Origin of the sequence: Flavobacterium galactosidilyticum (assembly GCF_020911945.1) — a bacterium.
Lineage (GTDB): Bacteria > Bacteroidota > Bacteroidia > Flavobacteriales > Flavobacteriaceae > Flavobacterium > Flavobacterium galactosidilyticum.
The window spans coordinates 85,456-110,620 of sequence record NZ_CP087135.1 but is presented as its reverse complement, the minus strand read 5'-3'; the positions used below and the strand labels follow the sequence as shown (position 1 = coordinate 110,620).

The following is a 25,165-nucleotide window of genomic DNA, read 5'->3' as shown; positions in this document are numbered from 1 at the left end:
GGTATTAGTGCCAAATTTCTAAAAAAAAATCCCAATCTATTTCTAAATTGGGATTTCTTCAATTGTTAGTGAGCTTATCCTTTTAACCAAGCTTCTTTCAATGCTTTTTTTGAAGAGTCGGTCGTATTAAGTCCTTCCTTTTCTTCATAAGGAAGTTTTACTTTTCCTTTGATTATTTGTTCTTTGCCGTTTCTTTTTATTTTGATGGCAATTGGATCATTTTCTTTCCACGTTTCGCTAACACTTATCATTTCGTAAATATTCTCAAGTGAAAAGGATTTTTCGTTTATTGCGACTATAATATCGCCTCCTTTTAAATCTAAATTTTTATAAAAATCGTTTAACTCACTATTTGGAATTACAATGATCTCTTTGGTTTGCTGATTCACGGTGATATACGGAACCTGTCCTTTTAGGAAAACATTTGTTGGTACTTTTTTCAATGACTTTGTAATTCCTACTTTAGCTAGAAAAGTATCATAAGGAATAGGTGTTGGTCCAGAAACATACGTTTCTAAAAAAGTTCCTACTTCAGGATACGTGAACGAAGTTATTTTTGCAAAAAGCTCATTATCATTAAAAGGTTTTGAAGGTCCATATTCATTTGATAATTTCTGCATTAAATCAAGAATTCCTCTTTCGCCATTACTTTTTTCTCTGATAATGATATCCAGACACATTCCAATAAGAGCTCCTTTTTCGTAAACGTTCAAATATTGCGCTTTGTAAGGCTCATTCAAAACATTTGCACTCATGGTTGTAAAAGGCATGGTATCATTCATAGCATTAGCGTTCGCAATTTTTTCGGACATTCTGTTCAAGAAATCTTCTTCAGTAATTAATCCTTGATTGATTTGGAACAAATTAGCAAAGTATTCCGTAACACCTTCATACATCCATAAGTGTTCTGACATTTTTGGCGCATTGTAATCAAAATCATGAATCTCTTTCGAATGAATCGATAATGGTGTTACAATATGAAAAAATTCATGTGAAACTACGTCGACCATTGATTTTACTAATTCAGATTTTGGCATCATTTCAGGTAGAACAACGGTGGTTGCTGTAGGATGTTCTAAAGCACCAAATCCTTTTGCATCAGTATCTGTCATTGTTGATAAATAAAGTAAAACACTGTATTTTTTTGTTGCGTTTATTTTTCCTAGAAAATTCTTTTGCGCGGTCATCATCGTTTTCATTTCTGAAGTAATGCTTTCAGCTGTTACTTTTCCAGTTGGTGAATACACGCCAATTAGAATTTCCATACCATCAATTGTAAATGTGGTGTAATCCGGTTTAGCGTACATAATAGGATTCTCCACTAACTCCGCATACCGCGTGGTTGTAAACAAGTCATTTGTGTCGCTAACGTCACGATCAGTCATTGATGTTGCTCCCCAAAGCGTTGCTGGATGCGAAATGCTCACATTATAAGGTAAATCTTTTTTGTCTTGAAAAAAACCTACAAAACCATGCATGTTGAGCATGAAGTTTTTCCCAGCGTCGATATTTGTACCAGCAGGCGAGAAAATATCGCTATTTCCAAAACCACTTCCTTTCTCAGTATCAAAAGTGTCATTAACTAAATAGGTTACTTTTGCCACCGTTTTTGCATTTTTGATCGACCATGTATTATCATCAGTTTTCGCAATTGTTAAAGCAGTTCCTTTGTTATCGAATGCTTTAAAATCTTCAATAAACTTGCCGTAATTGTCAATAGAATAGGTTCCCGGTACAATTTTAGGAATACTATAGGTTACTTCGTCCGTACTGATTTTGGGTGCGGTAATAGTAACTAAGACTTTGTCATCATTTACATCATTTAGATTGATTGCAACTGCTACGTTTTCAATAACTGGCTTGGTAAAGATAGCTACTCCAGCAGTTTTACAGCTCCAGAAAAAGGAAGCAAAAGCTAATGCGAAAAATATTCTTTTCATCTATATTGTTTTATTTTTAGTGGTTAGACTATAAGGATTTATAAATGTTACAGCATTCCGAAGTTTTAGTTGAGGTCAATGCTTAATTTATAGATATCAGTTTCTAGAACTTCCGTGTCTTTATCTTCGCAGAGTAAAAATTCAATTTTTTCGCTAGATTGGCTATACAATGTTAAGCCTTCAAATTTGTGGCTATCACTTATTTTTTTTGTAAACTTTATTTTCATAGTTTTCAAGTCAATGCTTCCAATGATGCTCCCCAATACTTCACCATCCTCATAAGTAGATACGGTGTCTTCGGCTGTGGCCAAAAAATAAATGGTATTGTCGACCAGAACTGCATCTGTAAAGCTGGTACGAACTCCTTTGATTTTAGGAAGTTTATAGTCGTTTGAAAGAACGGAAAATTGATCAGTTAAATTTTCACCTTCAATAGTAAACAGCACATTTTTAGTAGCGCTTCCGTTGCCGCGATTTAGTAAGTACCAACTTTTACCATTGTAAATGGCGCCTTCGAGGTTAAAATCTTCGGGTTTTATTTTTCCAAAACTTTGCATTACGGCATATAGATCACCAAGATCATTAGTGGTTATTATTTTTTTATCTGCCACATTTATCTGAACCATTTTGTTTCTTTTTTCGGTAGAACCAGAACCGAAAATATAAAGGTCTTCGCCAAAATGGGTAATGGCCTCAAAATCAGGTTTATCTTTTTTAAGAATATTTTCAGATGGATTTTCGATTAACGGATGCCGATTTAAATCTTTGGAATCCATATGATATTCATAAAGAAAGCCACTATTGTCACCGATAATCCATAGTGCATTGTCTTTGTAAACGAGTCCGGAGGCGGAACCAATGCCGATGATTTGAAATAATAATTCTAGTTTTAATTGATCCATTAGTTGTGTTTTGAAAATAAGTTTTTAGCCCTGATGGCAGCGGCATCCCACGCTTTTGGGCGTGGATATAGCGAACAGCGGGAAATAGCTCCTTAAAATTTGCTATATTTGAGTTTATAAAGATAAAATTTTTATTATGAAGTCTATAGATCCCGATGATTTTAAAGTAGTTGAAAACATTAAGTTATCACAAATACCAACAAATTTAGAAATTGGTGCGAGTGACGACAAAAAAGAGAACAAGCTTGAAAAAGTGAGTGAGAAGCTTAGTGAATTGCAAGATGTGATGTATGCGCACAATAGATACGGCGTTTTGATTTGTCTTCAAGGTATGGATACGTCGGGTAAAGACAGTTTGATTCGAGAGGTTTTCAAAGGTTTTAATTCACGTGGAGTAGTGGTACATAGTTTCAAAACACCAAATTCAGCGGAACTAGAACATGATTATTTATGGCGTCATTATTTAGCTTTACCCGAAAAAGGGAAGTTCGCTATTTTTAATAGGTCGCACTATGAAAATGTTTTGGTGACTAGGGTTCATCCGGAATATATAATGAACGAGAATTTACCAGGAATAGAGTCAGTGGCTGATATTACTCCTGAGTTTTGGCAAAATAGGATGGAGCAAATTAAGAATTTTGAGAAACATATTACACAAAACGGAATTATAGTATTGAAATTCTATTTACACTTGAGCAAGGAAGAACAAAGACAGCGCTTATTACGCCGATTGGAGGAAGGAAAACACAACTGGAAATTCTCGACGGGTGATTTAAAAGAAAGAGAACACTGGGATGAATATATGGATTATTATGAAAAAGCTATAAACAACACATCGACAGCATCAGCTCCTTGGTATGTTATTCCGGCTGACGATAAGGAAATGGCGCGTTATATTGTGGGTAAAATTATTTGGGAAGAAATGCAGAAACACACCGATATAAAAAATCCTGAAATAGATGATAAAGTAAAGGCTAATATCGAAATGTACAAAGATATTTTGGCAAAGGAATAAACAAAAAATGCGCTGAATTTTCAGCGCATTTTTTATGATTTTAAAAGTTGTTTTATAGTTTAAAACCGTAAGCTAATCTAACTCCTACTTGTCCTACACCTTTACCAACAGAACCATTATCATTTATACGATCAAAATGATTATAATGTGTATAGTTCAAAGAAATGTCGATGTACTTTGTAGCGTATCCAACACTTGGGGATAACAATAACGAAGTTTTGTCTCTCGTATTATCTACATTACTTACTGCAAATGCTGCACCAGCTTCTCCCATTAAATAAAATTGATCATTCCATACAAAAGCTTTAAAGCCTGCTTTAGCTGGGATAATCCCCAAGTCTTTTCCTTCAACTTGCCCCGGGAAAACATCAGCTTTGCTAACAAATAAGTTAGTATAACCTGTAGTTAATGTAAGGGAGTACACTTTAGATAAATCGTATTGACCTCTAATATCTCCTCCTAATGCTAATTTGTATGGGTCGTTAGTTGCATATCCAACATTTGCTCCAAATCCTAAACGGAATCCTTGGTCGTAATTTGTTTCTTGTGCTTGTGCTTGGCTTCCGAAAAAAAGTGCCATTGTAAATACTAATGCTAATTTAATTTTTCCTGCGATTTTCATAATCTTTTTTTTAAAATTGGGTTCTTTTTATTTGTTTTTATTGACCTAAATCAACGGTGTAAAAGTAAAACAGCAAATAGTATCTGCACTTACATCATTTAAAGGCTTTGTTACAGAATTATTAGATTAACGATTCGATTTCATGAAATAACAGCGTTATATATTGAATTGAGGGGATACAATTCAAAGCTTCTGCTTACCTTTGTGGCCTTTAAAAAAAATGAAGTGAATTTATCCCAGTACACAAAAGAGTTTTCTTATAATTTACGATTGGCCTATCCTATTATTTTGGGTATGCTCGGACATACAATTGTAGGTATTGTTGACAATATAATGGTTGGTAAACTTGGACCAACAGAATTAGCTGCAGTTTCCCTAGGTAATAGTTTCGTTTTCATAGCCTTATCATTAGGAATTGGTTTTTCAACCGCTATAACACCTTTAGCTGCTGAAGCAGATGGCAAGAGTGATATTGAAGAGGGAAGAAGTGTTTTTCACCATGGTTTGTTTTTATGCACAATTTTAGGATTTACGCTTTTCTTTATAATTTTCTTTTTCAAACCATTAATTTCATTAATGGGGCAGCCAGAGATTGTAGTGGAAATGGCAAAACCTTATCTGGATATTGTCGCGTTTTCACTTGTGCCACTGATTATTTATCAAGCCTATAAGCAATTTGCTGATGGTAAATCAGAAACTAAAATTTCAATGTGGGCCACGATAATAGGTAATGTCGTTAACGTGATTATCAATTATTTCTTGATTTACGGAATCTGGATTTTTCCTAAAATGGGAATTGTAGGAGCGGGTATTGGAACAATTGCTTCCAGAATTGTGATGTTAGCGTATATGCATTACAGCCTGATTAGAAAACCGAAATTTCATCCTTATTTTGAGAATTTTAGTTTTAAAGAAATTAAGAAAAAGATGCTGAATAAAATCATCAACTTAGGTTTGCCTTCAGCGATGCAAATGTTTTTTGAAGTTGCTTTATTTACAGGAGCTATTTGGTTATCGGGAGTTTTAGGAACTACAAGTCAAGCTGCCAACCAGATTGCTTTAAGTTTAGCTTCATTAACATTTATGTTTGCTATGGGATTGAGCGTGGCTGTAATGATACGAGTGGGTAATCAAAAAGGTTTAATGGATTATGTAAAATTACAACTTGTAGCACGATCTATATTCTTATTAGCAATACTTGTTGAGATTGTGTTTGCTGCGATTTTCATCATTTTTCATCAGTATTTACCGCAATTATTTGTCGATGTAAATGATATGAGTCATATAATAGAAACTAACGAAGTGATTTTAATAGCGTCGCAACTGTTGTTTGTTGCGGCTTTTTTCCAAATTTCAGATGGCATCCAAGTTGTTGTTTTAGGTGCTTTAAGAGGTTTGCAAGATGTAAAAGTGCCTATGTACATTACTTTTGTTGCGTATTGGATTATTGGTTTTCCTATTTCAATATACTTGGGATTGTATACAGATTTGAAGGCAATTGGTATTTGGATCGGACTTTTAGCAGGATTAACAGCTGCCTCGATATTTTTGTATATTCGCTTTGTAAGATTGACAAAGAAATTAATTTTAGTAGGAGATAATAACGGCATTAATAAATAAGAATAAAATGGAATTACCAAAATTTTTACTAGGGGATAACACTGATTTTCCCGATGATATTTTTATCATTCACTTAGATTATCCAAGGTTTATCATCAACTTAAAAGATGATGAGGTTGAGTTTATGGAAGAGGCTGAGGATCTTGATGAAGGAGAATTAAATACTGAAATGGAAGGTTTGATCGAACAAGCCAATACGTTTTATGATCGTGAAATGGAGCGTTACGAGAAAGAGTAATAATTCACTATTTTTTAAAATACTGTTCTAATAATTTTTGAGCGGCTGCAAAAGGTGATATTTCATTATTTTGCACCGCTTTTTTAGTATCTTCTAATAGATTATGAATTTCGGGCTGGTTGTAGAAATTCAGTTTTAACTGCTCATTGATGGTTTCCAACATCCAATATTGATTTTGGTCTTTTCTTTTATCATAAAAGGTATTATTTCCTTTCGTTAATTCAAGAAATTTTTCAATAATTTCCCATACCTCCGGAATTCCTTCTTGTGTTATCGCGCTACAAGTCGAAGTTTTGGGTGTCCATCCTGATTTTTTAGCCGGAAAAAGATGAAGTGCTCTATTGAATTCCATTTTAGCAAAATGTGCTTTCTTTATATTATCGCCATCTGCTTTATTGATTACAATGGCATCCGCCATTTCCATAATGCCTCGTTTAATTCCTTGTAGTTCGTCGCCAGCACCAGAGATCTTTAATAATAAAAAGAAATCTACCATGCTGTGAACGGCAGTTTCGCTTTGACCAACACCTACGGTTTCAATGATAATGGTGTCAAAACCACAGGCTTCACAAAGTGTAATGGTTTCGCGCGTTTTTCGAGCCACGCCGCCTAATGTTTCTCCCGAAGCTGAAGGACGTATATACGCATTTTTGTCTTTTACTAATTCTTCCATTCTGGTTTTATCACCTAGAATACTTCCGTGACTAATCGTACTACTAGGATCAACTGCAAGTACGGCAACTTTCTTACCTAAACTGGTTAAGAATTTTCCAAAAGCTTCAATGAAAGTACTTTTCCCTACGCCAGGAACGCCAGTTATTCCTATTCGGACGGAGGTGCCTGAATGGGGCAAGCAAGCATTTATTACTTTATTGGCTTTAGCCAAATGATCGCTATTAGTGCTTTCGACCAATGTAATCGCCCGACTCAAAGCAGTTATATTCCCCGATCGAATACCTTCAACTAATTCGGCCGCTGACGGTTGTATTTTTCGATAATTTTGAATGTGTTCAATAGAAGTTAGGCTAGTGATTTCTGGAGGAGAAATTCCTGCTTTTTCGTTTAGAGCGCTGGGATATTGTTTTTTTGACAAAGCGAATAGTTTGAAATGTAAAAGTAAGAAAAACAAAAACACTTTCAAAAAATGCATTGCCATCGCAAACTCTTTATTTTGACTTAAAAGAAACTTTGTTTCCTGTTTTATTAATTCGTGTTGATTAATGAATATAAAAGGAGATTTTTCACGAAATACTAATTAAACATTGAATAAATAGGAAAGATACATTAATTATGTAAATGGATTTTTCTTCATTCTCATGCTAAATTTAATTGGTATTTTTGTACACAATTATTTTATATGTACAACTTCATCCTAATTTTTGTTTTTCTATTCTTAGGTCTAATTCTACAGAATGTCAAGGGATTCCCTGTAAGCGTGTACAAAGTGTTGAATACTATTGTGATTTACTTTTGTCTTCCTGCTTTAGCGTTATACTATATTCCAAAGATTGAGGCTAGCGATGAATTACTATATCCAATAGGTGTTGCGTGGATTACTTTTGGAGGTGCTTATTTGTTCTTTAATTTTTTGAGTAAGAAATTCGGCTGGTCTAAAAAGTTGACTGGTTGTTTGATTATTACTGCTGGTTTAGGAAATACTTCTTTTTTAGGATTTCCTATTATTCAAGCGTTATACGGAGAAGAAGGAATGAAAACGGCTATTTTAGTCGATCAGCCTGGCTCATTTGTAGTACTTTCTACTTTAGCAATTATTGTAGCAACAATGTATTCCAGTGGAAAACCGAACGGATTACAAATTGTAAAGAAAATTGCGATATTTCCACCTTTTATTACTTTTTTAGTAGCTTGTTTGATGAATTTTTTAAACTTGGATTTTCATTACTATATTCAGTTCACGCTTCAACAAATAGGTATTGTGATGACACCATTAGCAATGCTATCTGTTGGATTACAATTACAGTTTGATAGGAAAAGCCAGCATTGGAGATTTTTAGGATATGGACTTTTGTATAAATTAATATTGACTCCGGCTGTCATTTACGTGTTGTATGTTGTAATTTTGCAGCAACATTCAAAAACGATTGAAGTTGCAGTTATGGAATCAGCAATGGCGCCAATGATTACGGCAAGCATACTTGCCTCCGCTCATGGACTCAAGCCGCGATTGTGTAGTATGATGATTGGTTTTGGAATTCCATTATCGTTTATTACCTTACTATTTTGGTATTTTATACTTCAGCTTTAAATTAATTATTAGTCATTAAAGTTCTTTTCAAAAAATGAGTTCATCTTCGGTTACAAATTCGAATATTGCAAGTGTACCTAGTGTTCCGCAAACGGTTTATCCTATATTGTTTTCTATTGCATTTGCACATTTAATAAATGATTTATTACAAGCCGTTATACCCGCTGCTTATCCTATTCTAAAAGAAAATTTTAATTTAACATTTACGCAAATTGGGTTGATAACGCTTGCATATCAATTAGCTGCATCTTTATTACAACCATTGGTCGGACTTTACACAGACAAGAAACCAAAGCCTTATTCTCAAATCTTTGGAATGGTTTTTACCTCCCTTGGAATCGTATGTTTGTCCTATGCTTCTGGTTTTTCAATGATTATTGTTTCCGTTGTTTTGGTGGGAATAGGGTCTTCTATTTTTCATCCTGAAGCTTCCCGAATTTCATTTTTAGCATCAGGAGGCCGACGTGGTTTAGCACAATCCATATTTCAATTAGGAGGAAATGCAGGAACTGCATTAGGGCCATTGTTAGTTGCACTAATTGTAGTTCCTAACGCGCAACACTACATTATTTGGTTTCTTGCCGCAGCAATAATTGGATTAGTAGTTTTGAGTAGAATTGCTCTTTGGTACCAAAATCATTTAAACTTAAGAAGTACTAAGAAAGCAGTAATCGATTTGCCAAATATTTCTCAAAACAAAATTATTTTATCAGTAGCAATTTTAATGGTTTTGATATTTTCTAAGTTTTTTTACATGGCCAGTATGTCTAGTTATTTTACATTCTACTTGATGGAAAAATTTAACTTATCAGTTCAAGACTCTCAATTTTATTTGGTTTTATTTTTAGCATCTTGCGCAATTGGTACATTAATCGGCGGACCATTAGGAGATAAGTTTGGCAGAAAATATGTCATTTGGTTTTCCGTATTAGGAGCGGCTCCGTTTACATTGTTATTACCGTATGTCGATTTATTTTGGACTGCTGTGTTATCGGTTCTTATAGGAACAATTATTTCTTCAGCCTTTCCAGCTATTTTGGTTTATGCACAAGAATTACTCCCTAAAAAACTCGGAATGGTTTCGGGACTTTTCTATGGTTTTGCATTCGGAATGGGAGGTTTAGGCTCTGCCTTGTTAGGAAATCTCGCCGATCATACCAGTATAACGTACGTATACTACCTTTGCGCTTACTTGCCCTTAATTGGGATTGTCGCTTTATTTTTGCCCAATTTAAAGAAAAAGTAATTCCTTTATTTTTTTGGAGCTTAATCCTGCTCTTCATTATATCCACGCTAAAAAGCGTGGGATGCCATTGCGATCAGGGCAATACAAACCGGAATCCTATCACTATTTTCCGAAATTCATTTTTTAATTCCAGTCAAAAATTAGTAGAATTTTAGGATTATATTCTTAGTATATTGGTTTAATTTCAATAACTTACATTGTTATTAATTTCAAAAAATAAAACCATTATGGCAACAGTACGATTAGGCGATATTGCCCCTGATTTTGAAGCAGAAACATCACAAGGAAAAATAAAGTTTCACGAATGGATTGGTGATTCTTGGTGTATATTATTCTCACATCCTGCAGATTTTACTCCAGTTTGTACTACTGAATTAGGTACAGTAGCTAACTATTATCCGGAATTTCAAAAACGAAATGTAAAAGTAATTGCATTAAGTGTTGATGGCGTAGATTCACACATGGAATGGATCAAGGATATCAACGAAACCCAAAACACCGTAGTGAATTTTCCTATAATCGCTGACGAAGACAAGCGTGTAGCTGAATTGTATGACATGATGCATCCTAATGCAAGTGAGAGTTTTACAGTCCGCTCTGTTTTCATAATAGGACCGGACAAGAAAATTAAACTAACACTGACTTATCCAGCCTCTACGGGAAGAAACTTTGATGAGCTACTGCGTGTGATCGATAGTTTACAGTTAACCGCTAATTATAGTGTTGCAACTCCAGCCAACTGGAAGGATGGCGAAAGAGTTGTAATTTCACCTGCTATTAAAGATGAAGATATTCCCGCTAAATTTCCTAAAGGGCACGAAAGAATAAAACCATATCTTAGAATGACTCCGCAACCTAATAAATAGTTTTCGTAAAGTATAATAACAAGAAAGCAGTATATTTTTATGCTGCTTTCTTGTTTTCAGAGTTATTTCTATTGGTGATTAATAATCCTAAAACGATAATCACCATGCTTATTATTTGAATAAATTCTATCGCTTGATCGAGAAAAAAATATGCTAGAATTCCACTAAATATTGGAATCAAATAATAAATCAAAGCCGTTTTTGAAGTTCCTATTAATGCAATAGCTTCATTCCATAAATAATAGGAGACCAAGGAGGCAAATATCCCTACATACGAGGTAATTAGTATAGTTTTAAAGTCGAATGTCATTTTTTCATAATAATTATGTTCCCATATATAGAAGGGTAAAAGTACTACTGCGCCAATTACAAATACACTGAACAGAAATACTTTTGAATCTATTTCCTGAGGTTTCTTGCGAACTAAAAGTGTGTAGCACGCAAAGAAGAAACAGGCGAGTAGCATTAATAAATCGCCAATTGTAAAGTTAATATTGAGTAATGCTTCCAGAGAACCTTTTGTGATCAAGACAAAAACGCCTGTGATTATGGTAAGTATTCCCAGGATTCGTAGGTTTGAAACTTTCTCTCTAAACATAACTCTCGAAATTGCAATAATGAATAACGGAATTGAAATTGCAATCAAAGATAAATTGACAGCACTCGTCGTTTTTCCTGCAAAGTAAATTAAAGTATTGAAAATGGTTATGCCTAAGATAGCGGTTACTGTAAGAAACCAAAAATGATTTTTAACAATCTTAAAAGTTCCAATAGTTTCTTTTAATGCAAATGGAGCTAACACAATACAAGCTATTGTCCAGCGCCAAAAAGCTAGTCCCACAGGAGGAATATGTCCTTTTACTCCGCTTGCAATTACCATGTTAACCGACCATAAAAAAGTAGCTAATAAGGCAAATAAGACACCTTTTGTCTGATTATTCATTAAACAAGATTTTTTATTTTGGCGTGTTGCAGTAATAAAATAGTCTTAGCATCTTTTATTTCGCCTGATGCAATCATGGAGTAAGCTTCATCATAAGACATTTCCATTACTTCAATATTTTCTTGTTCGTGCTCTAATCCGCCACCTTCACTAACTTTCATGCTTTCATCATATTCTCCAATAAATAAATGTAAAATCTCGGTTACGGCGCCAGGAGACATATAGGTTTCCATTATTTTTTCGACTTTAGAAATCCGGTATCCTGTTTCTTCCTCTGTTTCCCTGATAATGCATTGTTCTGGATTGTCTTGGTCTAATAAACCAGCGCAAACCTCAATCATCATGCCTGTTTGGTTTCCGTTTAGATAACTAGGCAAACGAAATTGACGCGTAAGAATCACTGTCTTTTTAGATGTATTATAAAGTAAAATTGCAGCGCCGTTACCACGATCATAGACTTCTCGTTTATGAGTGATCCATGAATCATCTTCTTTCTGATAGTCAAAGGTTACTTTATTTAATAGGTACCAATTATCAGAAAGTAATTCTGTTTTTTGGATTTTTATAGCTGGGTTTTTCATTGGTTTGAATTAATCTATAAAGATAGTATAAAGCAGTGAAATGAGATTTTTAGAATCTTAAAAAGCAATGTACATTTGTTTAATTTTAAAGAATTTTTATTAACTATTAAGTTAAATTTTTGTTAAAATAATAAAATAATTCTTATAATTAAGTTGTTTTTTTGCAAATTTAAAGTAGGTAAAAATTATTTTATAAATTATATATTATTAAAATGAAAGAAAAAAATCCTAAATTACTCAAACTATTTTGTTTAATTGTAATGCTTAACCTGCTATTTACCTCTTGTGAAAAAGATCTTTATGAACAACCAACTGATACTTCTTTTTCTACAGAGGAAGCTGAATTGTGGTACTATTCTATGTTTAAAAAAACAGATCAATATAATAAATCTGTTAAAAGGAAGGATAAAAAATATCCGGATTAGAATAATGAGTATTATAGAAAAATAGGATATGTTGAGATTATTGAATTTCCATTAATAAAAGCAAAAAAACAAGTTAGTTTTGTTAACTCTGGAAAATTGAATTCAGCACAAGCTCAAAGAGTTTTAGATGCGTCATTGACTAGAGCGGTATTCATTAAGATGGGGAAGGATAAAATTTACTTGCGTGAAATACAGTATATACCAGATTATGATTATTTAGAGCGTAAAGGTTTTGATATAAGTGATGTAGATTTGCGGAAAGGGAATGACTTTTCTGGAAAAGTAATTATAAAAACATGGGACTCTGAAGTTTTATCAATGAAGATTTTATCAAATGGAAAAACGATTAATACAATCAAACCAGAGGATAAAAAAAAAGTCAAAATAAAAACTAGTAAAAGTACATTAACCCACAAAACCAATGGTTGCGAAACAGTTACCGATCAGTATTGGGAAGCACAATGTGAAATTGAGCAACAAGGAGATGTTTGGGTGTATACAGGAGAATGTGATAATTGGGTTTTAGTTTGGGAGTCTGCACCATACGAAATATGTGCACCAGATGGTACAAATCCATGTGATAATAATCCTGACCCTAATTGCCTATGTGAGTTTTATGGTTTTGGCTGTAGCGACGGTGGTGATGGAGGAGGGAGTCCGGTTGTACCTGCTATAATAATTAATGATCAAGCGTTGAAAAATAATCCTTGTTTGAATGAAGTGTATTCTAAACTTGGACAAGCAAGTGGATTTGATTATTATCTTAAAAGATTTGACGGAAATAATTCCGTTGCCAATTTGAATTTTGCTATTGGAACTCTCGTTGGAAATACATACGGTGAAACTTCACCGCCTAATAATGGATCAATTACTATTACACTTGATGCAGGTAAGTTGGCAGAAACTCCTCCTTTATTTGTTGCTGATATTTTTATTCATGAAATTATTCATGCTGAAATGTTCAGAAAAATGATGATAGCTGCCGAAAGTGGAAATATAGACCCAACTATTATGACTACACAGCAACAAATTGATTATGTAGAAAGTTTAAGAAATAATTTCCCAGGGCTTTATGATTACTATATGAGATATGAATATAATGTACCTTCTGGTCAAGAGCCTTCAAATGCTATGCACGAACTAATGGCTCAACATTATATTAGTATTATTGTAAGTGCATTAAAACAATACGATAATACCCAAACCAATGATGTATATAATGCAATTGCTTGGTTTGGATTGAAAGGTACGGGAAGTTCGTTTGATAGTACAGGTCTTTTACCTAATTCAACAACTGCTTGGAAAAATCTGAGTGCGCAGGAGCGCCTTAATTTAATACAAACTTTAAATAACTATATACAAAATTCGCCAAAATGTCAAAACTAAAACTAACATTTTTTTTGTTATTAATGACATCTTTTTATTCTTTTTCACAAAACGATAAAAATGATTCCACCTTTATTTATATAGAAAAAGGAACAAAGTTTGTAGAATATTTTTTTTCGAAAGATAGTACCAAAGCAGATTTTTGTATCTATTTGCAAGGATATGAAACGAAAGAACAGAGAAAAAACCATTTTGATAGCATAAGAAAACTTCAAAAAAAAATGGTTCCAGTAAATGTAAAAGATTTCTGCATTAGAATGTTATGTATTGACAAGCGTCCTAAAAAACTGAAGTCAATCGATTGTATAAAATACATTACTCCAGATCAATATAGGAAAGGAAGATACCATCGTCAATATATGTACGTGATTTATAAAATACGAGAAGGATATTATTTGAAATGGAGAATTTTCCTTGATGGTACTGCCTAATCAAAAATAAAAATTAATTGGATTCATAAAAATGCCTAAAAAAAGTAAAAATAAAAACTAATAAAAGTACATTAACCCCAAAAAAAAACAATAGTTGCGAAACATTTAAAGATCAGTATTGGGAAGCACAATGTGAAATTGAGCAACAAGGAGATGTCTGGGTATATACAGGAGAATGTGATAATTGGGTTTTAGTTTGGGAGTCTGCACCATACGAAATATGTGCACCAGATGGTACAAATCCATGTGATAATAATCCTGACCCTAATTGCCTATGTGAATTTTATGGTTTGGGCTGTAGCGACGGTGGAGGAGATCCACCAACTGACCCACCAGCTGACCGCCAAACGATCCTTGCTCAACTGGTTCAGCAACTACAACTATTTCTCAAAATAGTAGCTACATAACAGCTAATACAAGCATAATGACAGCCAGTGCTGATGGCAATGAACACAGTATCACATTAGGAAGAGATGTTCATGGGAATATTACTCAAGCCCCTATGAATAATGGCAGTCCTAATATTGTAGCAACAAACACTAGTTGGCCTGGCGCTTTCGCAGATATTCATAACCACACAACAAATGGACCACCATCATCTAATGATATAGTATATGCTGCTGTTAAAAAAAATGAAATAAATAGTGAGCATATTACCTCATTTGTGAATTTGCCCGACGGTTCATATGCAATAGTGGTAACTGATTTGTCAGCAGCTCATAATTTTGTGGTAGCTTATCCTGCAGATATATCACTGAATTATCCTCCAGAATTTCCTGATGCAATTTTAGATGAAATTTATTCTTTAAGGTATTCTATGGGTTCAGGTTCTAGTGTTGAAAATTATATGAGAGCAATTTCTTTCCTATTAGATAAATATGAATCTGGAATAACGATACTAAAGCAAGATAGTGACGGAAACTTTAAGCCTTTTAAAATAGAAGAAACCGTAAATCCTGATGGTTCCAAAACATATACTTTAATACCTTGTAATAACTAAAATAATAAATTATGAAAACCTTATTAAAAATTTCAGTAATAGTATTCCTTTTAATGAACTATAGCTGTAAGGCACAAATGGTGCAAACAACCAAAGATGTCTATTTATTAAAAACAAACGAGCAACAATTTATTAATAAACCACTAAAAGATTTACTGAAAGAAATTAAGCCTGAAATTAGAACAGCTGACACTAGTATTGATAGTCCTTACTTTTTCAGATTTAAATTTATTACATATGAACAACAGAGAACGAATAAAGGCAATTGGGAAGATCGTGTATCCCTTTATGTCTATGTAAAAGAACCAATTGATTGGAAATGGGAAAAAAGACCTAAAGGAAATGAGCTGATATGGACTAAAGAAGATGCTGAAAAATATGGCAATCTTGCTGTTGTGAGAATAAAAGTCATAAATCAGCCTAAGGAGTAAAAAAGGAAAAATGTAATTTGAACCGATACAATTTTGTGTCAGTTTTTTATTTCTTTTAATTCAATGAAAAATTTCTGTACTAATCTTTATGTATTCTTTTTTTGCCTAATCATTATTTTTCCATTTTTTCATTTTTATAGTGATGCGAGGATGTTTATGAAGCCTGTATTTGTTTTTATTGTTGGTTTCACTGGTTTGTTAATGGTATTAAAAAGAGAAAATTTTACTGGAAATAGTATTGCTAATGTCTTGACATTATTAGGTGTGTTCTGGCTAGATTTGAAGTGTTATTTTGGTTTAGGAAATATATTCCCTTATATTTTTATTTTGGCTCTATTTCTTTTGTACGAAGTGTTTTATAGTTTTTTAGTTGGAAACAAAATCATAAATAGTAAAGGTTTAATTGTTGTTTATGGTATAATGATTAGTATAGAAAATGTTCTTGTTTTGGCATCTAAAAACTTTCAATTTTTTAGATTTTATCCCAACGAAAGTGTTTTTTCAATATTATTGGCTGGACAGTTGTTGTTTATAATTCCTACTCTTAAGCGGTTTTACAAAGAGAAAAACAGTAATAAAATTTTTCCGTATATTTTTATTATTTTTTGTTACTTCATTTTGTTTTATACTAAAGGAAGAGCTGGAATTTTAGGATTTACAGTTGGTTTACTCTTTTTGAATTACCATTTTTTAAAATCAAAAATCAGTATTTTAATTATTGGAGCGACTATTTCTTGTTTAATGCTCGCATTGATAAATGTTAAATCAGATTCTTCAAATGGACGATTGCTTATTTACAAAGTGGTTTATACGCAATTAGAACCTAAAGAATTATTTTTGGGTATAGGTTATGGGAATTTTAGAGCTCAATATAACTTATTTCAAGCTGTTTATTTTTCAAAAAAATCAATTAGTAATGATGAAGCTTTATTAGCAGGAAATACAATTTATATGTATAATGATCCTTTGCAATTGGTTATAGAAATTGGATTATTGGGACTTGCGATTTTAATTGTTGGAACAATTTATTTTTTTAGATGTTTAAGGCGTGATTACTTATCATTGATTGATAAACCAATTTTATTTGGTGCTTATTTAAGTATTGTTTGTATAGTTGTGAGTTCTTTTTTCTCCTTTCCATTTCAGATGATTGGAATTTTAATTCATTTTGTATTGTGTATTGCAGTTATAGCTAGTTATCACCAAAAGGAATCTTCAAAGCAACAATTTTTGAATGAGAATAAATATCAAGTCATTGGTAAAATAACACTTTTAGTAACATCAATTTGTCTTTTGTTTTTTGGTTATCAATCTTTTCTTTTTTACCAAAAGGCTAATGAAACGGTTTTGTTGTCAAATACCGGATTCAGAAAAAAAGCAATAAATAACTATTGCGAATTGTATAATGATTTTATTAAAGATGGAGATTTAATGTATAATTATGCGGATGAACTGACTAAAGTTAATCAACTGGATTCGGCAATAATAGTTCTAAATGAAACAATGAAATATCGTTACGATGATAAATGTGCTTTATTGATGGGAAACTTGCTTTTAGAAAAGAAACAATTTTCAGAAGCTGAGAAACAATTTATTCAAGTAGTTTATTTAGATCCGAAATTATTTGGAAATAGGCAAGTATTGTTTCAGTTTTATTACGAAGCAAAACAGTGGAACAAAGCATTATATTGGGGAAATTCAATACTAAATTTGAAGGTTAAAATTCCTTCCAAAACAGTTGAAAATATAAAAATTGAAACTAAAAGACGTTTGATAGAAATACAAACATTGGAAAAATAAAATCCAAAAAAAACGCCTCGAAAGTTTCAAGGCGTTTGGTGCTTTTATTTTAAAATCGTTTGCTTTCTGTCTGGTCCAACAGAAACAATTTTGATGGGTACTTCCACTTCTTTTTCAATGAAATCAATATATGCTTTCAATTCAGCTGGTAATTCATCATAAGTGGTCATGCCTGTTAAATCAGCTTTCCAACCTTTGAATTCTTTATAAACCGGAGTTACGTTTTCTGGTTCAATATTATAAGGGAAATGAGTAATTTTCTCTCCTTTATAGTTGTAATCCGTACATACTTTTAATGTTTCAAATCCTGAAAGAACATCGCCCTTCATCATCATCAATTGCGTTACACCATTTACTTGTACCGCATATTTAAGGGCAACTAAGTCTAACCAACCGCAACGTCTTTGTCTTCCTGTTACAGATCCAAATTCGTTTCCTACACGTGCCATAGAAGCACCGTCTTCATCAAAAAGCTCTGTTGGGAACGGTCCGCTACCTACGCGAGTTACGTAAGCTTTGAAAATTCCATATACTTCTTTAATTTTATTTGGAGCAATCCCTAAACCAGTACAAGCACCAGCTGCGGTAGTATTAGAAGAAGTTACGAAAGGATAGGTTCCAAAGTCTACATCTAATAATGAACCTTGAGCGCCTTCGCACAATATTGATTTACCAGCTTTCTGAGCTTGGTGTAAATATTCTTCGCTATCAATAAAATCTAATTTCTTTAAATCTTCAATTGCTTCAAAGAATTCTTTTTCTAATTCTACTAAGTTGTATTGGATATCCACATCATAGAATGCAATCATTGCCTCGTGCTTGTCAGCCAAAGCTCTATAACGATCAGCAAAATCTTCTAGTTCAATATCTCCAACACGGATTCCATTTCTACCAGTTTTGTCCATGTATGTTGGTCCAATTCCTTTTAGAGTAGATCCAATTTTTGCTTTGCCTTTAGATGCTTCTGAAGCTGCATCTAGTAATCGGTGAGTTGGTAAAATTAAATGTGCTTTTCTTGAAATGATTAATTTTGACTTTAAATCCAAGTTGAATTTAGCTAAACCGTCAATTTCACTTTTAAAAACTACTGGGTCTATAACAACTCCATTACCAATAATGTTCATGTTGTTACCGTGAAAAATCCCCGAAGGAATGGTTCTAAGTACGTGTTTTATACCGTCAAATTCTAGAGTATGTCCTGCATTTGGTCCTCCTTGAAAACGAGCAATGATGTCGTATTTTGAAGTAAGAACATCAACAATTTTTCCTTTTCCTTCATCTCCCCATTGTAATCCTAGTAATAAATCTACGGTCATTCTGTGTGTTATTTGTAGTTAATTTTTATATTTCGGAACTATCTTGTCCCACGTCCTTTTTTTGTTTTTTTACACCATACAAATACAAGGAATGATTCGTGATTTCTATGTCAAAAATCTCTTCAATTGTTTTCTTTATGGTTTGTATTCTTGGATCACAAAACTCTATTACTTCACCAGTATCAGTCATAATAATATGATCGTGCTGTTTGTCAAAATAGGATTTTTCGTAATGCGCTTGATTTTGTCCAAATTGGTGCTTTCTCACTAAAGCACAGTCAAGCAATAGTTCGATGGTGTTGTAAAGCGTTGCTCTACTTACACGATAGTTTTTGTTTTTCATCTTGATGTATAAATTTTCTACATCAAAATGCTCTTCACTATCGTAAATTTCCTGAAGTATAGCGTAGCGTTCAGGAGTTTTTCTATGTCCTTTATTTTCAAGATACATTGTAAAAACATTTTTTACAATTTCTTGGTTTTTCGTGTTATCTGTGGAAATGAGTGTCATATACTGGCAAAGATAATTTTTTTAGTTTAAAGAATAAAACTTCCGCGATTGTTTAGTTTTAAGTTTGTAGTCTTTCTTATTTTAAAACTAAACTTTAATCATAAGAAGGCTCGTTTTCTATGTTTTGTATTCGCGCGTTACCTTATCGACTCCGTCAATTTTTTTGATATTGCTAATCATTTTTTTCAAAATGGTATTGTTTTGTACAATTACGGTGACCTGTCCATGAAAAAGTCCAGCATCAGTACTCAATGCAATACTTTGAATATTTACGTGCATATTGTTTGAAATTACCTTTGTCAGTTGGTTTGTAAGCCCTAAGACATCCATTCCTGTGACGTTGATAATTGCTTTGAATTCCTCTTGTGAGGAATCAATCCACTTCGCTTGCATAATTCTGTATGCATAATTGGACTGCATTCCTATTGCATTTGGACAATCTTTTTTATGCACTTTTATTCCTTCATTTATAGTTACAAAACCAAATACTTCATCGCCAGGAATAGGATTGCAGCAAGGAGATAACTTATAATCTAATTTATCTTGTTCTTTTCCAAAAACAAGCATATCGTAATTACTGCTAATTACTTGTCTGTGTATATCCTCATCAGATGTTGTGCTTGGTGCACGTTTCATTTTATTTTTGAAAAAATTAATGAACGTATTGCTTTTTTGTGCAGCGTAATCTTTGAGCTGTTGGTTTTCAATTGCACCCACACCAACTCTATAAAATAAATCTAAGCTTGTTTTTAATTTGAAAAAGTTGACCAGTTCATTAACAACTTGCTCACTTAATGTAATTTTTAAATGTTTTAATTTTCGGGTAAGCAATTCTTTACCTTCCTCGGCAATTTTCTTAGTATTTTCATTAAGAACATTCTTAATCTTAGTTTTAGCTCTAGCTGTAGTTACATAATCAAGCCAGTTGATTGTTGGTTTCTGGTGCTGTGAGGTAATAACTTCGATTTGATCTCCACTTTTTAATTCAAAATTCAAAGGAACTAATTTTCCATTTACACGGGTTCCTCTAGTTCTAATTCCTATTTCTGAGTGAATGCTAAATGCGAAGTCTAATGATGTTGCGCCTTTAGGCAAGGATTTGATTTCGCCTTTTGGTGTAAACACAAAGATTTCCTTTGAATATAAATTCATTTTAAAATCTTCAACGAAATCAACCGCATTTGCTTCTGAACTTTCTAAAGCTTCTTTAAGTAAATTCAACCAATGATCTAAACCGCTTTCTTCAGTAGCACCATTTTTGTATTTATAATGAGCCGCGTATCCTTTTTCAGCAATTTCGTCCATACGTTCACTACGGACCTGCACTTCTACCCAGCGACCTTTTGGTCCCATAACAGTTATGTGCAAGGCTTCATATCCAGTGGATTTTGGTGACGAAATCCAATCGCGTAAACGGCTGGGACTCGGTCTATAATGATCCGTTACTATAGAATATATTTTCCAAGCAATGAATTTTTCTTCATGTGGATTTGATTTGTAGACAATTCGCAGTGCAAATTTATCGTAAACCTCCTCGAAGCTTACGTTTTGCGCTTGCATTTTTCTGCGAATCGAATAAATAGATTTTGGACGTCCTTTAATGAAATATTCGACTCCTTCTTCGTCTAATGACTTTTTAATCACTTCAGAAATAGATTTGATATAGTCATCTTGTTCTTCTTTAGTTTCTTTAAGCTTACTTACAATTTCATTATAAATGGCAGGTTCGGTATATTTTAATCCTAAATCCTCCAACTTGGATTTGATGTTATATAAGCCCAATCGATGTGCTAAAGGAGCATATATGTACAAGGTTTCCGATGCGATTTTGGTTTGTTTATCTTCCCGCATTGAATCCATTGTTTGCATATTGTGCAAACGGTCAGCAAGTTTGATCAGAATAACGCGTACATCATCATTCAGAGTTAAGATCATTTTCCTGAAATTCTCTGCCTGCATCGATATATTCAAATCTTTTTGAACCAATGCTATTTTGGTCAAACCCTCGACGATTTGTGCTAGTTTCGGATTAAACATCTTTTCGATGTCTTGAACTGTAATTTCAGTATCTTCCACCACATCGTGGAGTAAAGCTGCAGCAATAGATGTCGATCCCAAACCAATTTCTGAGGCTACAATTTTTGCAACTGCAATGGGGTGAAAAATATAAGCTTCACCAGATTTTCGTCTTTGGTCTTTGTGAGCATCTACAGCAAGATCAAATGCTTTTCTGATGAGTTTTTTATCCTCATCAGTTAAGGTTTGGTAGCTAATACGGAGTAGCTCTTTATACTCTTGTGCAATTGCTTTATTTTCTTTTTCTAGATCAATTTCTATCATAAGTGGAAGGATTCAATTCCTAAAAATAGAAATTAGTTAGGAGATACACAAGAAAAATTGGCATTCTGTTTTAAATAAAAAGTTTAAACATTCAATATATTTTTATTGAATTTTACTAAAATCCAAATCCTGAAAATCATAGCTAAAATCAGTCAGTTCAGAAATAGGTTTCATAGTCAATCGAACTGCTTTACCAGTTGCGTCACATTCAAAAAATAAATGAGCGTCAGCATGGAAATAAGCATTGTTCCATTTTACGACATAGTTGTTGTCTTTGTATAAAAAAACTTCGCCACTAAGTTGAGGAGAACGTTTTGAAGCAAAGTATAGTTTACCCTTTTTCTCTGATAGCACTACTTGGCCAAACCAATTGTCTTTGTAAGTTCCAGTAATAGTTTTGAAATCAACTTTGAATTTATCTTTTTTGTTCTTAGCTACGGTGGCCCAAACTGCTTCTGTCTTTTTATCGGCTGAATCTTGATTATCTTTTCCAATCTTGCTGTAATTCGTAATATAATCTTCTGCTTGTATTCCTAAATAGCTGTCTTTTATAGTATTTGTGATCGCCCGAAATGCCGCGCCAGATTGTTGATTTGTCAATACAATAATTCCTAAATTTAATTCTGGAATTAGTGTAACCTGTGTAACAATTCCTTCTAATCCTCCAGTATGAGTCACTTGCTTGTATCCTTTTACATCACTCAAAAACCATCCTAAACCATAGCCGCTGAAATGAGTATTGTAAGGAGGTCTCGGATTTACTGGAATTATAGTCTGCAATTGCCACATTTCATTATGCTCTTTAGTAGAAAATAATTGTTTGTTATTTGTTCCATATTTTCCATTATTCATTTGCATGATGGTCCATTTGCTCAAATCATTCACACTGGAATAAATTCCGGCGGCAGCATCAAAAAGTTGGTTTTGATATCGTTTTATAACTTTAAGTTTGCCATCAATAGGAACGTGAGGAACAATGATATTTGTAGTGTCTTTTAGTCGTAGGAACGAGGCAGCACTGCTGTTCATTTCTAGTGGTTTCATCATGCGTTGTTCGATAAAATCACACCAAGATAATCCACTGGCAACGTGTATTACTTCGCCAGCTACAATATAAAGTAAATTGTCATAATCGTATTGCGTTCTAAATGCGGAAACAGGTTTAAGATACTGTAAATTCTGAATGATATCTTGTGCGGTAAAATCACTTCCGTCAGGCCAAATCATTAAATCACCTGCTCCAAGGCCTAAACCACTGCGGTGTGTTAGTAAGTCCCGAATCGTAAATTCATTAGTTACGTATTCGTTATACATTCTGAAATTTGGAAGGTATTTAATGACTTTGTCGTTCCATTTTACTTTCCCTTCATCCACAAGCATGGCTAAGGCTGCACTAGTAAACGCTTTACTATTTGATGCTATTCCAAAAAGTGTATTAGTATCTACTTTCTGCTTTGTCAAAATTGATTTAACGCCGTATCCTTCTGCATGAATGACTTTTCCATCTTTTACAATAGCAACTGCAATTCCAGGAACATTAAATGTTTTCAGAGTTTTTTCAACAAGTTCATCTACTTGCTTCGAGCTAATTTGCGCGTAAATACCAGTATGAGATATAGCTAAAACCAAAAGTATAATGGTGAATTTTTTCATGTTTCAATAATTGTAATTAATTTGATATTTCTCTAAAAAGCTTAAATCTGCAATCTAAAACCCTCTTTGTCTTTTGGCTTCGAAAATTAAAATTGCTGCTGCAACCGAGACATTCATAGAGTCGATTTCTCCTTGCATTGGAATGATGATGTTTTGCGTAGCTTCTTTTCTCCATTCTTCCGTTAAACCTGTGGCTTCTGTACCAACAACTAATGCAGTTGGCGAAGTGTAATCCTGTGTATGATAGCTCGTTGAATTTTGTAACGTTGCGCAATAAAAATTGATTTTTCGCTCTTTTAAAAAAGCAATAATTTCTGAAGTTGTTCCAGTTGCAATTTGGTTCGTAAACAAACATCCCACGCTCGACCGCACAATATTAGGATTGTATAAGTCACTTTTTGGATTGGCAATAATGACGGCATCCAGATTAGCGGCATCAGCCGTTCTTAACAATGCGCCAATATTTCCTGGTTTTTCTGGTGCTTCGGCCACTAGGATCAATGGGTTTTCTGATAGTTTCAAATCAGATAGTTGCAGTGTTTTTGTTTTGGCTACAGCCAAAATACCTTCGGTGGTATCGCGATACGCTAGTTTTTGATAGACCTCTTTGTTGATTTCTATAAGTTCCGCATTTTTTGATAACTGGCGAACTTCACTTTCGGAACAAATTTCAGGTAAAAATAGGAGTGTTTCTATTTCGTAGTCACCTTTAATGGCTATTTCAATTTCGCGTTTTCCTTCCATTAAAAATGTTCCTGATTGTCTGCGCGCTTTTGCCTTTTCCTGCAACTGCACTAAAGATTTTACGTATGGATTTTGTATTGAAGTGATTTGTTTCAAGACTTTCAACAGTTTAATTAGTAGCCACAAAGATACAGAGAGTAAATCCAGTTATTCTAATAGGAATCAATTATTTCTTAACTGTAAACAGTTTCTTTAATTACAAGACTTTACAACAGAATTGACGAGTATTTTCTTTATTTTTGTAAAATTCTGAAAATCTAAATTTACAACTCAAATGTTTCAACTACTGGATATCATTGGTACAATGGCTTTTGCCATGTCAGGCGCTTTGACGGCGATGAACAAAAAGATGGATCCTTTTGGCGTATTTATTGTCGCATTTGTAACTGCGGTTGGTGGCGGAACATTACGTGATGTATTGATTGGTAGAACGCCAGTAGGGTGGATGCTAGATTTAAAATATGCTTATGTAATAATTGCTGCTGTTATTTTGTCTATTATTTTTAGAAAAAAATTTGATAGACTGCGCACTTCTTTATTTTTATTTGACACTATCGGATTAGGTGTTTTTACATTAATAGGATTGGAGAAAGGAATAAATATTGGTCTTAATCCCATGATTTGTATAGCATTAGGTACTATGACTGCTTGTTTTGGAGGAGTGATTCGTGATATTTTATGTACTGAAATTCCCGTAATTTTTAGAAAGGAAATTTATGCTACAATTTGCATTTTAGGTGGAACAGTGTTTTTTTTACTTCGCAAACTAAATTTAGATAACGATGTTTTGTACCTAACGACTTCGCTTGTAATTATTATAGTCCGATTAATGGCCGTTAAGTATAAATGGTCTTTACCTACTGTAGAAAATAAATAAAAAATGTTTACT

The 25,165-nt window shown here is 33.3% G+C and carries 24 protein-coding genes; 13 read left to right on the top strand and 11 right to left on the bottom strand.

All coding sequences use genetic code 11. The annotated features are described in order from the left end of the window. Nucleotides 1-74: 74 nt before the first annotated feature. Nucleotides 75-1,940: a M61 family metallopeptidase gene (locus tag LNP27_RS00445; RefSeq protein WP_229942583.1), complete on the bottom strand. Its 1,866-nt coding sequence runs from the start codon at nucleotides 1,938-1,940 to the stop codon at nucleotides 75-77. Between the two features lie 65 nt (nucleotides 1,941-2,005). Then, a complete protein-coding gene (locus LNP27_RS00440) occupies nucleotides 2,006-2,842 on the bottom strand; it encodes a DUF6929 family protein (protein WP_229942582.1) in 837 nt (278 codons plus the stop codon). 136 nt (nucleotides 2,843-2,978) lie between these two features. Here LNP27_RS00440 and LNP27_RS00435 point away from each other — a divergent pair, with 136 nt between their 5' ends. Next, entirely contained in the window at nucleotides 2,979-3,857 is an 879-nt protein-coding gene (locus LNP27_RS00435; protein WP_229942581.1) for a PPK2 family polyphosphate kinase, read from the top strand. 52 nt (nucleotides 3,858-3,909) lie between these two features. Here LNP27_RS00435 and LNP27_RS00430 read toward each other — a convergent pair whose 3' ends face one another. Beyond that, a complete protein-coding gene (locus LNP27_RS00430) occupies nucleotides 3,910-4,479 on the bottom strand; it encodes a hypothetical protein (protein WP_229942580.1) in 570 nt (189 codons plus the stop codon). A 225-nt stretch (nucleotides 4,480-4,704) separates the two neighbouring features. Between LNP27_RS00430 and LNP27_RS00425 the strand changes: the two genes are divergently transcribed. Next, complete coding sequence (locus tag LNP27_RS00425; RefSeq protein WP_229942579.1) at nucleotides 4,705-6,099, top strand: MATE family efflux transporter; 1,395 nt, start codon at nucleotides 4,705-4,707, stop codon at nucleotides 6,097-6,099. Between the two features lie 7 nt (nucleotides 6,100-6,106). Then, nucleotides 6,107-6,337, top strand: a complete 231-nt coding sequence (locus LNP27_RS00420) for a hypothetical protein (RefSeq protein WP_229942578.1) — start codon at nucleotides 6,107-6,109, stop codon at nucleotides 6,335-6,337. 7 nt (nucleotides 6,338-6,344) lie between these two features. On the opposite strand, the gene meaB is transcribed toward LNP27_RS00420, so the two are convergent. Further along, nucleotides 6,345-7,487: a methylmalonyl Co-A mutase-associated GTPase MeaB gene (gene meaB / locus LNP27_RS00415; RefSeq protein ID WP_428979025.1), complete on the bottom strand. Its 1,143-nt coding sequence runs from the start codon at nucleotides 7,485-7,487 to the stop codon at nucleotides 6,345-6,347. Between the two features lie 207 nt (nucleotides 7,488-7,694). Between meaB and LNP27_RS00410 the strand changes: the two genes are divergently transcribed. From LNP27_RS00410 to LNP27_RS00400, 3 genes are all read left to right on the top strand, one after another. Then, nucleotides 7,695-8,603, top strand: coding sequence for an AEC family transporter (locus LNP27_RS00410; protein WP_229942576.1), 909 nt, complete (start codon nucleotides 7,695-7,697; stop codon nucleotides 8,601-8,603). 34 nt (nucleotides 8,604-8,637) lie between these two features. Then, entirely contained in the window at nucleotides 8,638-9,849 is a 1,212-nt protein-coding gene (locus LNP27_RS00405; RefSeq protein WP_229942575.1) for an MFS transporter, read from the top strand. Between the two features lie 227 nt (nucleotides 9,850-10,076). Further along, nucleotides 10,077-10,715, top strand: a complete 639-nt coding sequence (locus LNP27_RS00400) for a peroxiredoxin (protein WP_229942574.1) — start codon at nucleotides 10,077-10,079, stop codon at nucleotides 10,713-10,715. A 37-nt stretch (nucleotides 10,716-10,752) separates the two neighbouring features. On the opposite strand, the gene LNP27_RS00395 is transcribed toward LNP27_RS00400, so the two are convergent. Beyond that, a complete protein-coding gene (locus tag LNP27_RS00395; RefSeq protein ID WP_229942573.1) occupies nucleotides 10,753-11,658 on the bottom strand; it encodes a DMT family transporter in 906 nt (301 codons plus the stop codon). Beyond that, the gene (gene nudK / locus LNP27_RS00390) at nucleotides 11,658-12,239 is read right to left on the bottom strand and encodes a GDP-mannose pyrophosphatase NudK (protein WP_229942572.1); all 582 of its coding nucleotides are present in this window, start codon (nucleotides 12,237-12,239) and stop codon (nucleotides 11,658-11,660) included. The genes LNP27_RS00395 and nudK overlap by 1 nt, the downstream gene beginning before the upstream one ends. 212 nt (nucleotides 12,240-12,451) lie before the next feature. Here nudK and LNP27_RS00385 point away from each other — a divergent pair, with 212 nt between their 5' ends. The 6 genes from LNP27_RS00385 to LNP27_RS00360 all read left to right on the top strand — a co-directional run bounded on the left by LNP27_RS00385 (nucleotide 12,452) and on the right by LNP27_RS00360 (nucleotide 17,712). Beyond that, on the top strand, nucleotides 12,452-12,664 hold the full coding sequence (locus LNP27_RS00385) for a hypothetical protein (RefSeq protein WP_229942571.1): 213 nt from the start codon (nucleotides 12,452-12,454) through the stop codon (nucleotides 12,662-12,664). A gap of 96 nt (nucleotides 12,665-12,760) precedes the next feature. After that, entirely contained in the window at nucleotides 12,761-14,050 is a 1,290-nt protein-coding gene (locus LNP27_RS00380) for a hypothetical protein (protein WP_229942570.1), read from the top strand. Then, on the top strand, nucleotides 14,038-14,481 hold the full coding sequence (locus LNP27_RS00375; protein WP_229942569.1) for a hypothetical protein: 444 nt from the start codon (nucleotides 14,038-14,040) through the stop codon (nucleotides 14,479-14,481). The genes LNP27_RS00380 and LNP27_RS00375 overlap by 13 nt, the downstream gene beginning before the upstream one ends. Before the next feature lie 424 nt (nucleotides 14,482-14,905). Next, nucleotides 14,906-15,481 (top strand): hypothetical protein, encoded by a 576-nt coding sequence (locus LNP27_RS00370; protein WP_229942568.1) that lies wholly within the window; start codon nucleotides 14,906-14,908, stop codon nucleotides 15,479-15,481. Nucleotides 15,482-15,492: 11 nt separating this feature from the next. Continuing rightward, entirely contained in the window at nucleotides 15,493-15,912 is a 420-nt protein-coding gene (locus tag LNP27_RS00365) for a hypothetical protein (protein ID WP_229942567.1), read from the top strand. 156 nt (nucleotides 15,913-16,068) lie between these two features. After that, nucleotides 16,069-17,712, top strand: a complete 1,644-nt coding sequence (locus LNP27_RS00360) for a hypothetical protein (RefSeq protein WP_229942566.1) — start codon at nucleotides 16,069-16,071, stop codon at nucleotides 17,710-17,712. A 44-nt stretch (nucleotides 17,713-17,756) separates the two neighbouring features. Here the strand turns inward: LNP27_RS00360 and LNP27_RS00355 are convergent, their stop codons facing one another. From LNP27_RS00355 to LNP27_RS00335, 5 genes are all read right to left on the bottom strand, one after another. Then, a complete protein-coding gene (locus LNP27_RS00355; RefSeq protein WP_229942565.1) occupies nucleotides 17,757-19,028 on the bottom strand; it encodes an adenylosuccinate synthase in 1,272 nt (423 codons plus the stop codon). Nucleotides 19,029-19,053: 25 nt separating this feature from the next. Then, nucleotides 19,054-19,539: a Fur family transcriptional regulator gene (locus tag LNP27_RS00350; protein WP_229942564.1), complete on the bottom strand. Its 486-nt coding sequence runs from the start codon at nucleotides 19,537-19,539 to the stop codon at nucleotides 19,054-19,056. Nucleotides 19,540-19,656: 117 nt separating this feature from the next. Further along, nucleotides 19,657-21,879, bottom strand: a complete 2,223-nt coding sequence (locus tag LNP27_RS00345) for a RelA/SpoT family protein (RefSeq protein WP_229942563.1) — start codon at nucleotides 21,877-21,879, stop codon at nucleotides 19,657-19,659. A 102-nt stretch (nucleotides 21,880-21,981) separates the two neighbouring features. Beyond that, complete coding sequence (locus LNP27_RS00340) at nucleotides 21,982-23,532, bottom strand: serine hydrolase (protein ID WP_229942562.1); 1,551 nt, start codon at nucleotides 23,530-23,532, stop codon at nucleotides 21,982-21,984. A 54-nt stretch (nucleotides 23,533-23,586) separates the two neighbouring features. Continuing rightward, nucleotides 23,587-24,372, bottom strand: coding sequence for a TrmH family RNA methyltransferase (locus LNP27_RS00335; RefSeq protein WP_229942561.1), 786 nt, complete (start codon nucleotides 24,370-24,372; stop codon nucleotides 23,587-23,589). A 178-nt stretch (nucleotides 24,373-24,550) separates the two neighbouring features. Between LNP27_RS00335 and LNP27_RS00330 the strand changes: the two genes are divergently transcribed. Beyond that, nucleotides 24,551-25,153: a trimeric intracellular cation channel family protein gene (locus tag LNP27_RS00330; protein WP_229942560.1), complete on the top strand. Its 603-nt coding sequence runs from the start codon at nucleotides 24,551-24,553 to the stop codon at nucleotides 25,151-25,153. Nucleotides 25,154-25,165 lie beyond the last annotated feature (12 nt).

Excerpts from the sequence above, each read along its gene's own strand:
- LNP27_RS00350 (WP_229942564.1), bottom strand. The coding sequence starts at position 19,539 with ATGACACTCATTTCCACAGATAACACGAAAAACCAAGAAATTGTAAAA.
- LNP27_RS00365 (WP_229942567.1), top strand. The coding sequence starts at position 15,493 with ATGAAAACCTTATTAAAAATTTCAGTAATAGTATTCCTTTTAATGAAC.
- LNP27_RS00345 (WP_229942563.1), bottom strand. The coding sequence starts at position 21,879 with ATGATAGAAATTGATCTAGAAAAAGAAAATAAAGCAATTGCACAAGAG.
- nudK (WP_229942572.1), bottom strand. The coding sequence starts at position 12,239 with ATGAAAAACCCAGCTATAAAAATCCAAAAAACAGAATTACTTTCTGAT.
- LNP27_RS00435 (WP_229942581.1), top strand. The coding sequence starts at position 2,979 with ATGAAGTCTATAGATCCCGATGATTTTAAAGTAGTTGAAAACATTAAG.
- LNP27_RS00330 (WP_229942560.1), top strand. The coding sequence starts at position 24,551 with ATGTTTCAACTACTGGATATCATTGGTACAATGGCTTTTGCCATGTCA.
- meaB (WP_428979025.1), bottom strand. The coding sequence starts at position 7,487 with ATGCATTTTTTGAAAGTGTTTTTGTTTTTCTTACTTTTACATTTCAAA.
- LNP27_RS00405 (WP_229942575.1), top strand. The coding sequence starts at position 8,638 with ATGAGTTCATCTTCGGTTACAAATTCGAATATTGCAAGTGTACCTAGT.
- LNP27_RS00340 (WP_229942562.1), bottom strand. The coding sequence starts at position 23,532 with ATGAAAAAATTCACCATTATACTTTTGGTTTTAGCTATATCTCATACT.
- LNP27_RS00395 (WP_229942573.1), bottom strand. The coding sequence starts at position 11,658 with ATGAATAATCAGACAAAAGGTGTCTTATTTGCCTTATTAGCTACTTTT.
- LNP27_RS00445 (WP_229942583.1), bottom strand. The coding sequence starts at position 1,940 with ATGAAAAGAATATTTTTCGCATTAGCTTTTGCTTCCTTTTTCTGGAGC.
- LNP27_RS00385 (WP_229942571.1), top strand. The coding sequence starts at position 12,452 with ATGAAAGAAAAAAATCCTAAATTACTCAAACTATTTTGTTTAATTGTA.
- LNP27_RS00400 (WP_229942574.1), top strand. The coding sequence starts at position 10,077 with ATGGCAACAGTACGATTAGGCGATATTGCCCCTGATTTTGAAGCAGAA.
- LNP27_RS00440 (WP_229942582.1), bottom strand. The coding sequence starts at position 2,842 with ATGGATCAATTAAAACTAGAATTATTATTTCAAATCATCGGCATTGGT.
- LNP27_RS00420 (WP_229942578.1), top strand. The coding sequence starts at position 6,107 with ATGGAATTACCAAAATTTTTACTAGGGGATAACACTGATTTTCCCGAT.
- LNP27_RS00410 (WP_229942576.1), top strand. The coding sequence starts at position 7,695 with ATGTACAACTTCATCCTAATTTTTGTTTTTCTATTCTTAGGTCTAATT.
- LNP27_RS00360 (WP_229942566.1), top strand. The coding sequence starts at position 16,069 with ATGAAGCCTGTATTTGTTTTTATTGTTGGTTTCACTGGTTTGTTAATG.
- LNP27_RS00375 (WP_229942569.1), top strand. The coding sequence starts at position 14,038 with ATGTCAAAACTAAAACTAACATTTTTTTTGTTATTAATGACATCTTTT.
- LNP27_RS00355 (WP_229942565.1), bottom strand. The coding sequence starts at position 19,028 with ATGACCGTAGATTTATTACTAGGATTACAATGGGGAGATGAAGGAAAA.
- LNP27_RS00430 (WP_229942580.1), bottom strand. The coding sequence starts at position 4,479 with ATGAAAATCGCAGGAAAAATTAAATTAGCATTAGTATTTACAATGGCA.
- LNP27_RS00370 (WP_229942568.1), top strand. The coding sequence starts at position 14,906 with ATGACAGCCAGTGCTGATGGCAATGAACACAGTATCACATTAGGAAGA.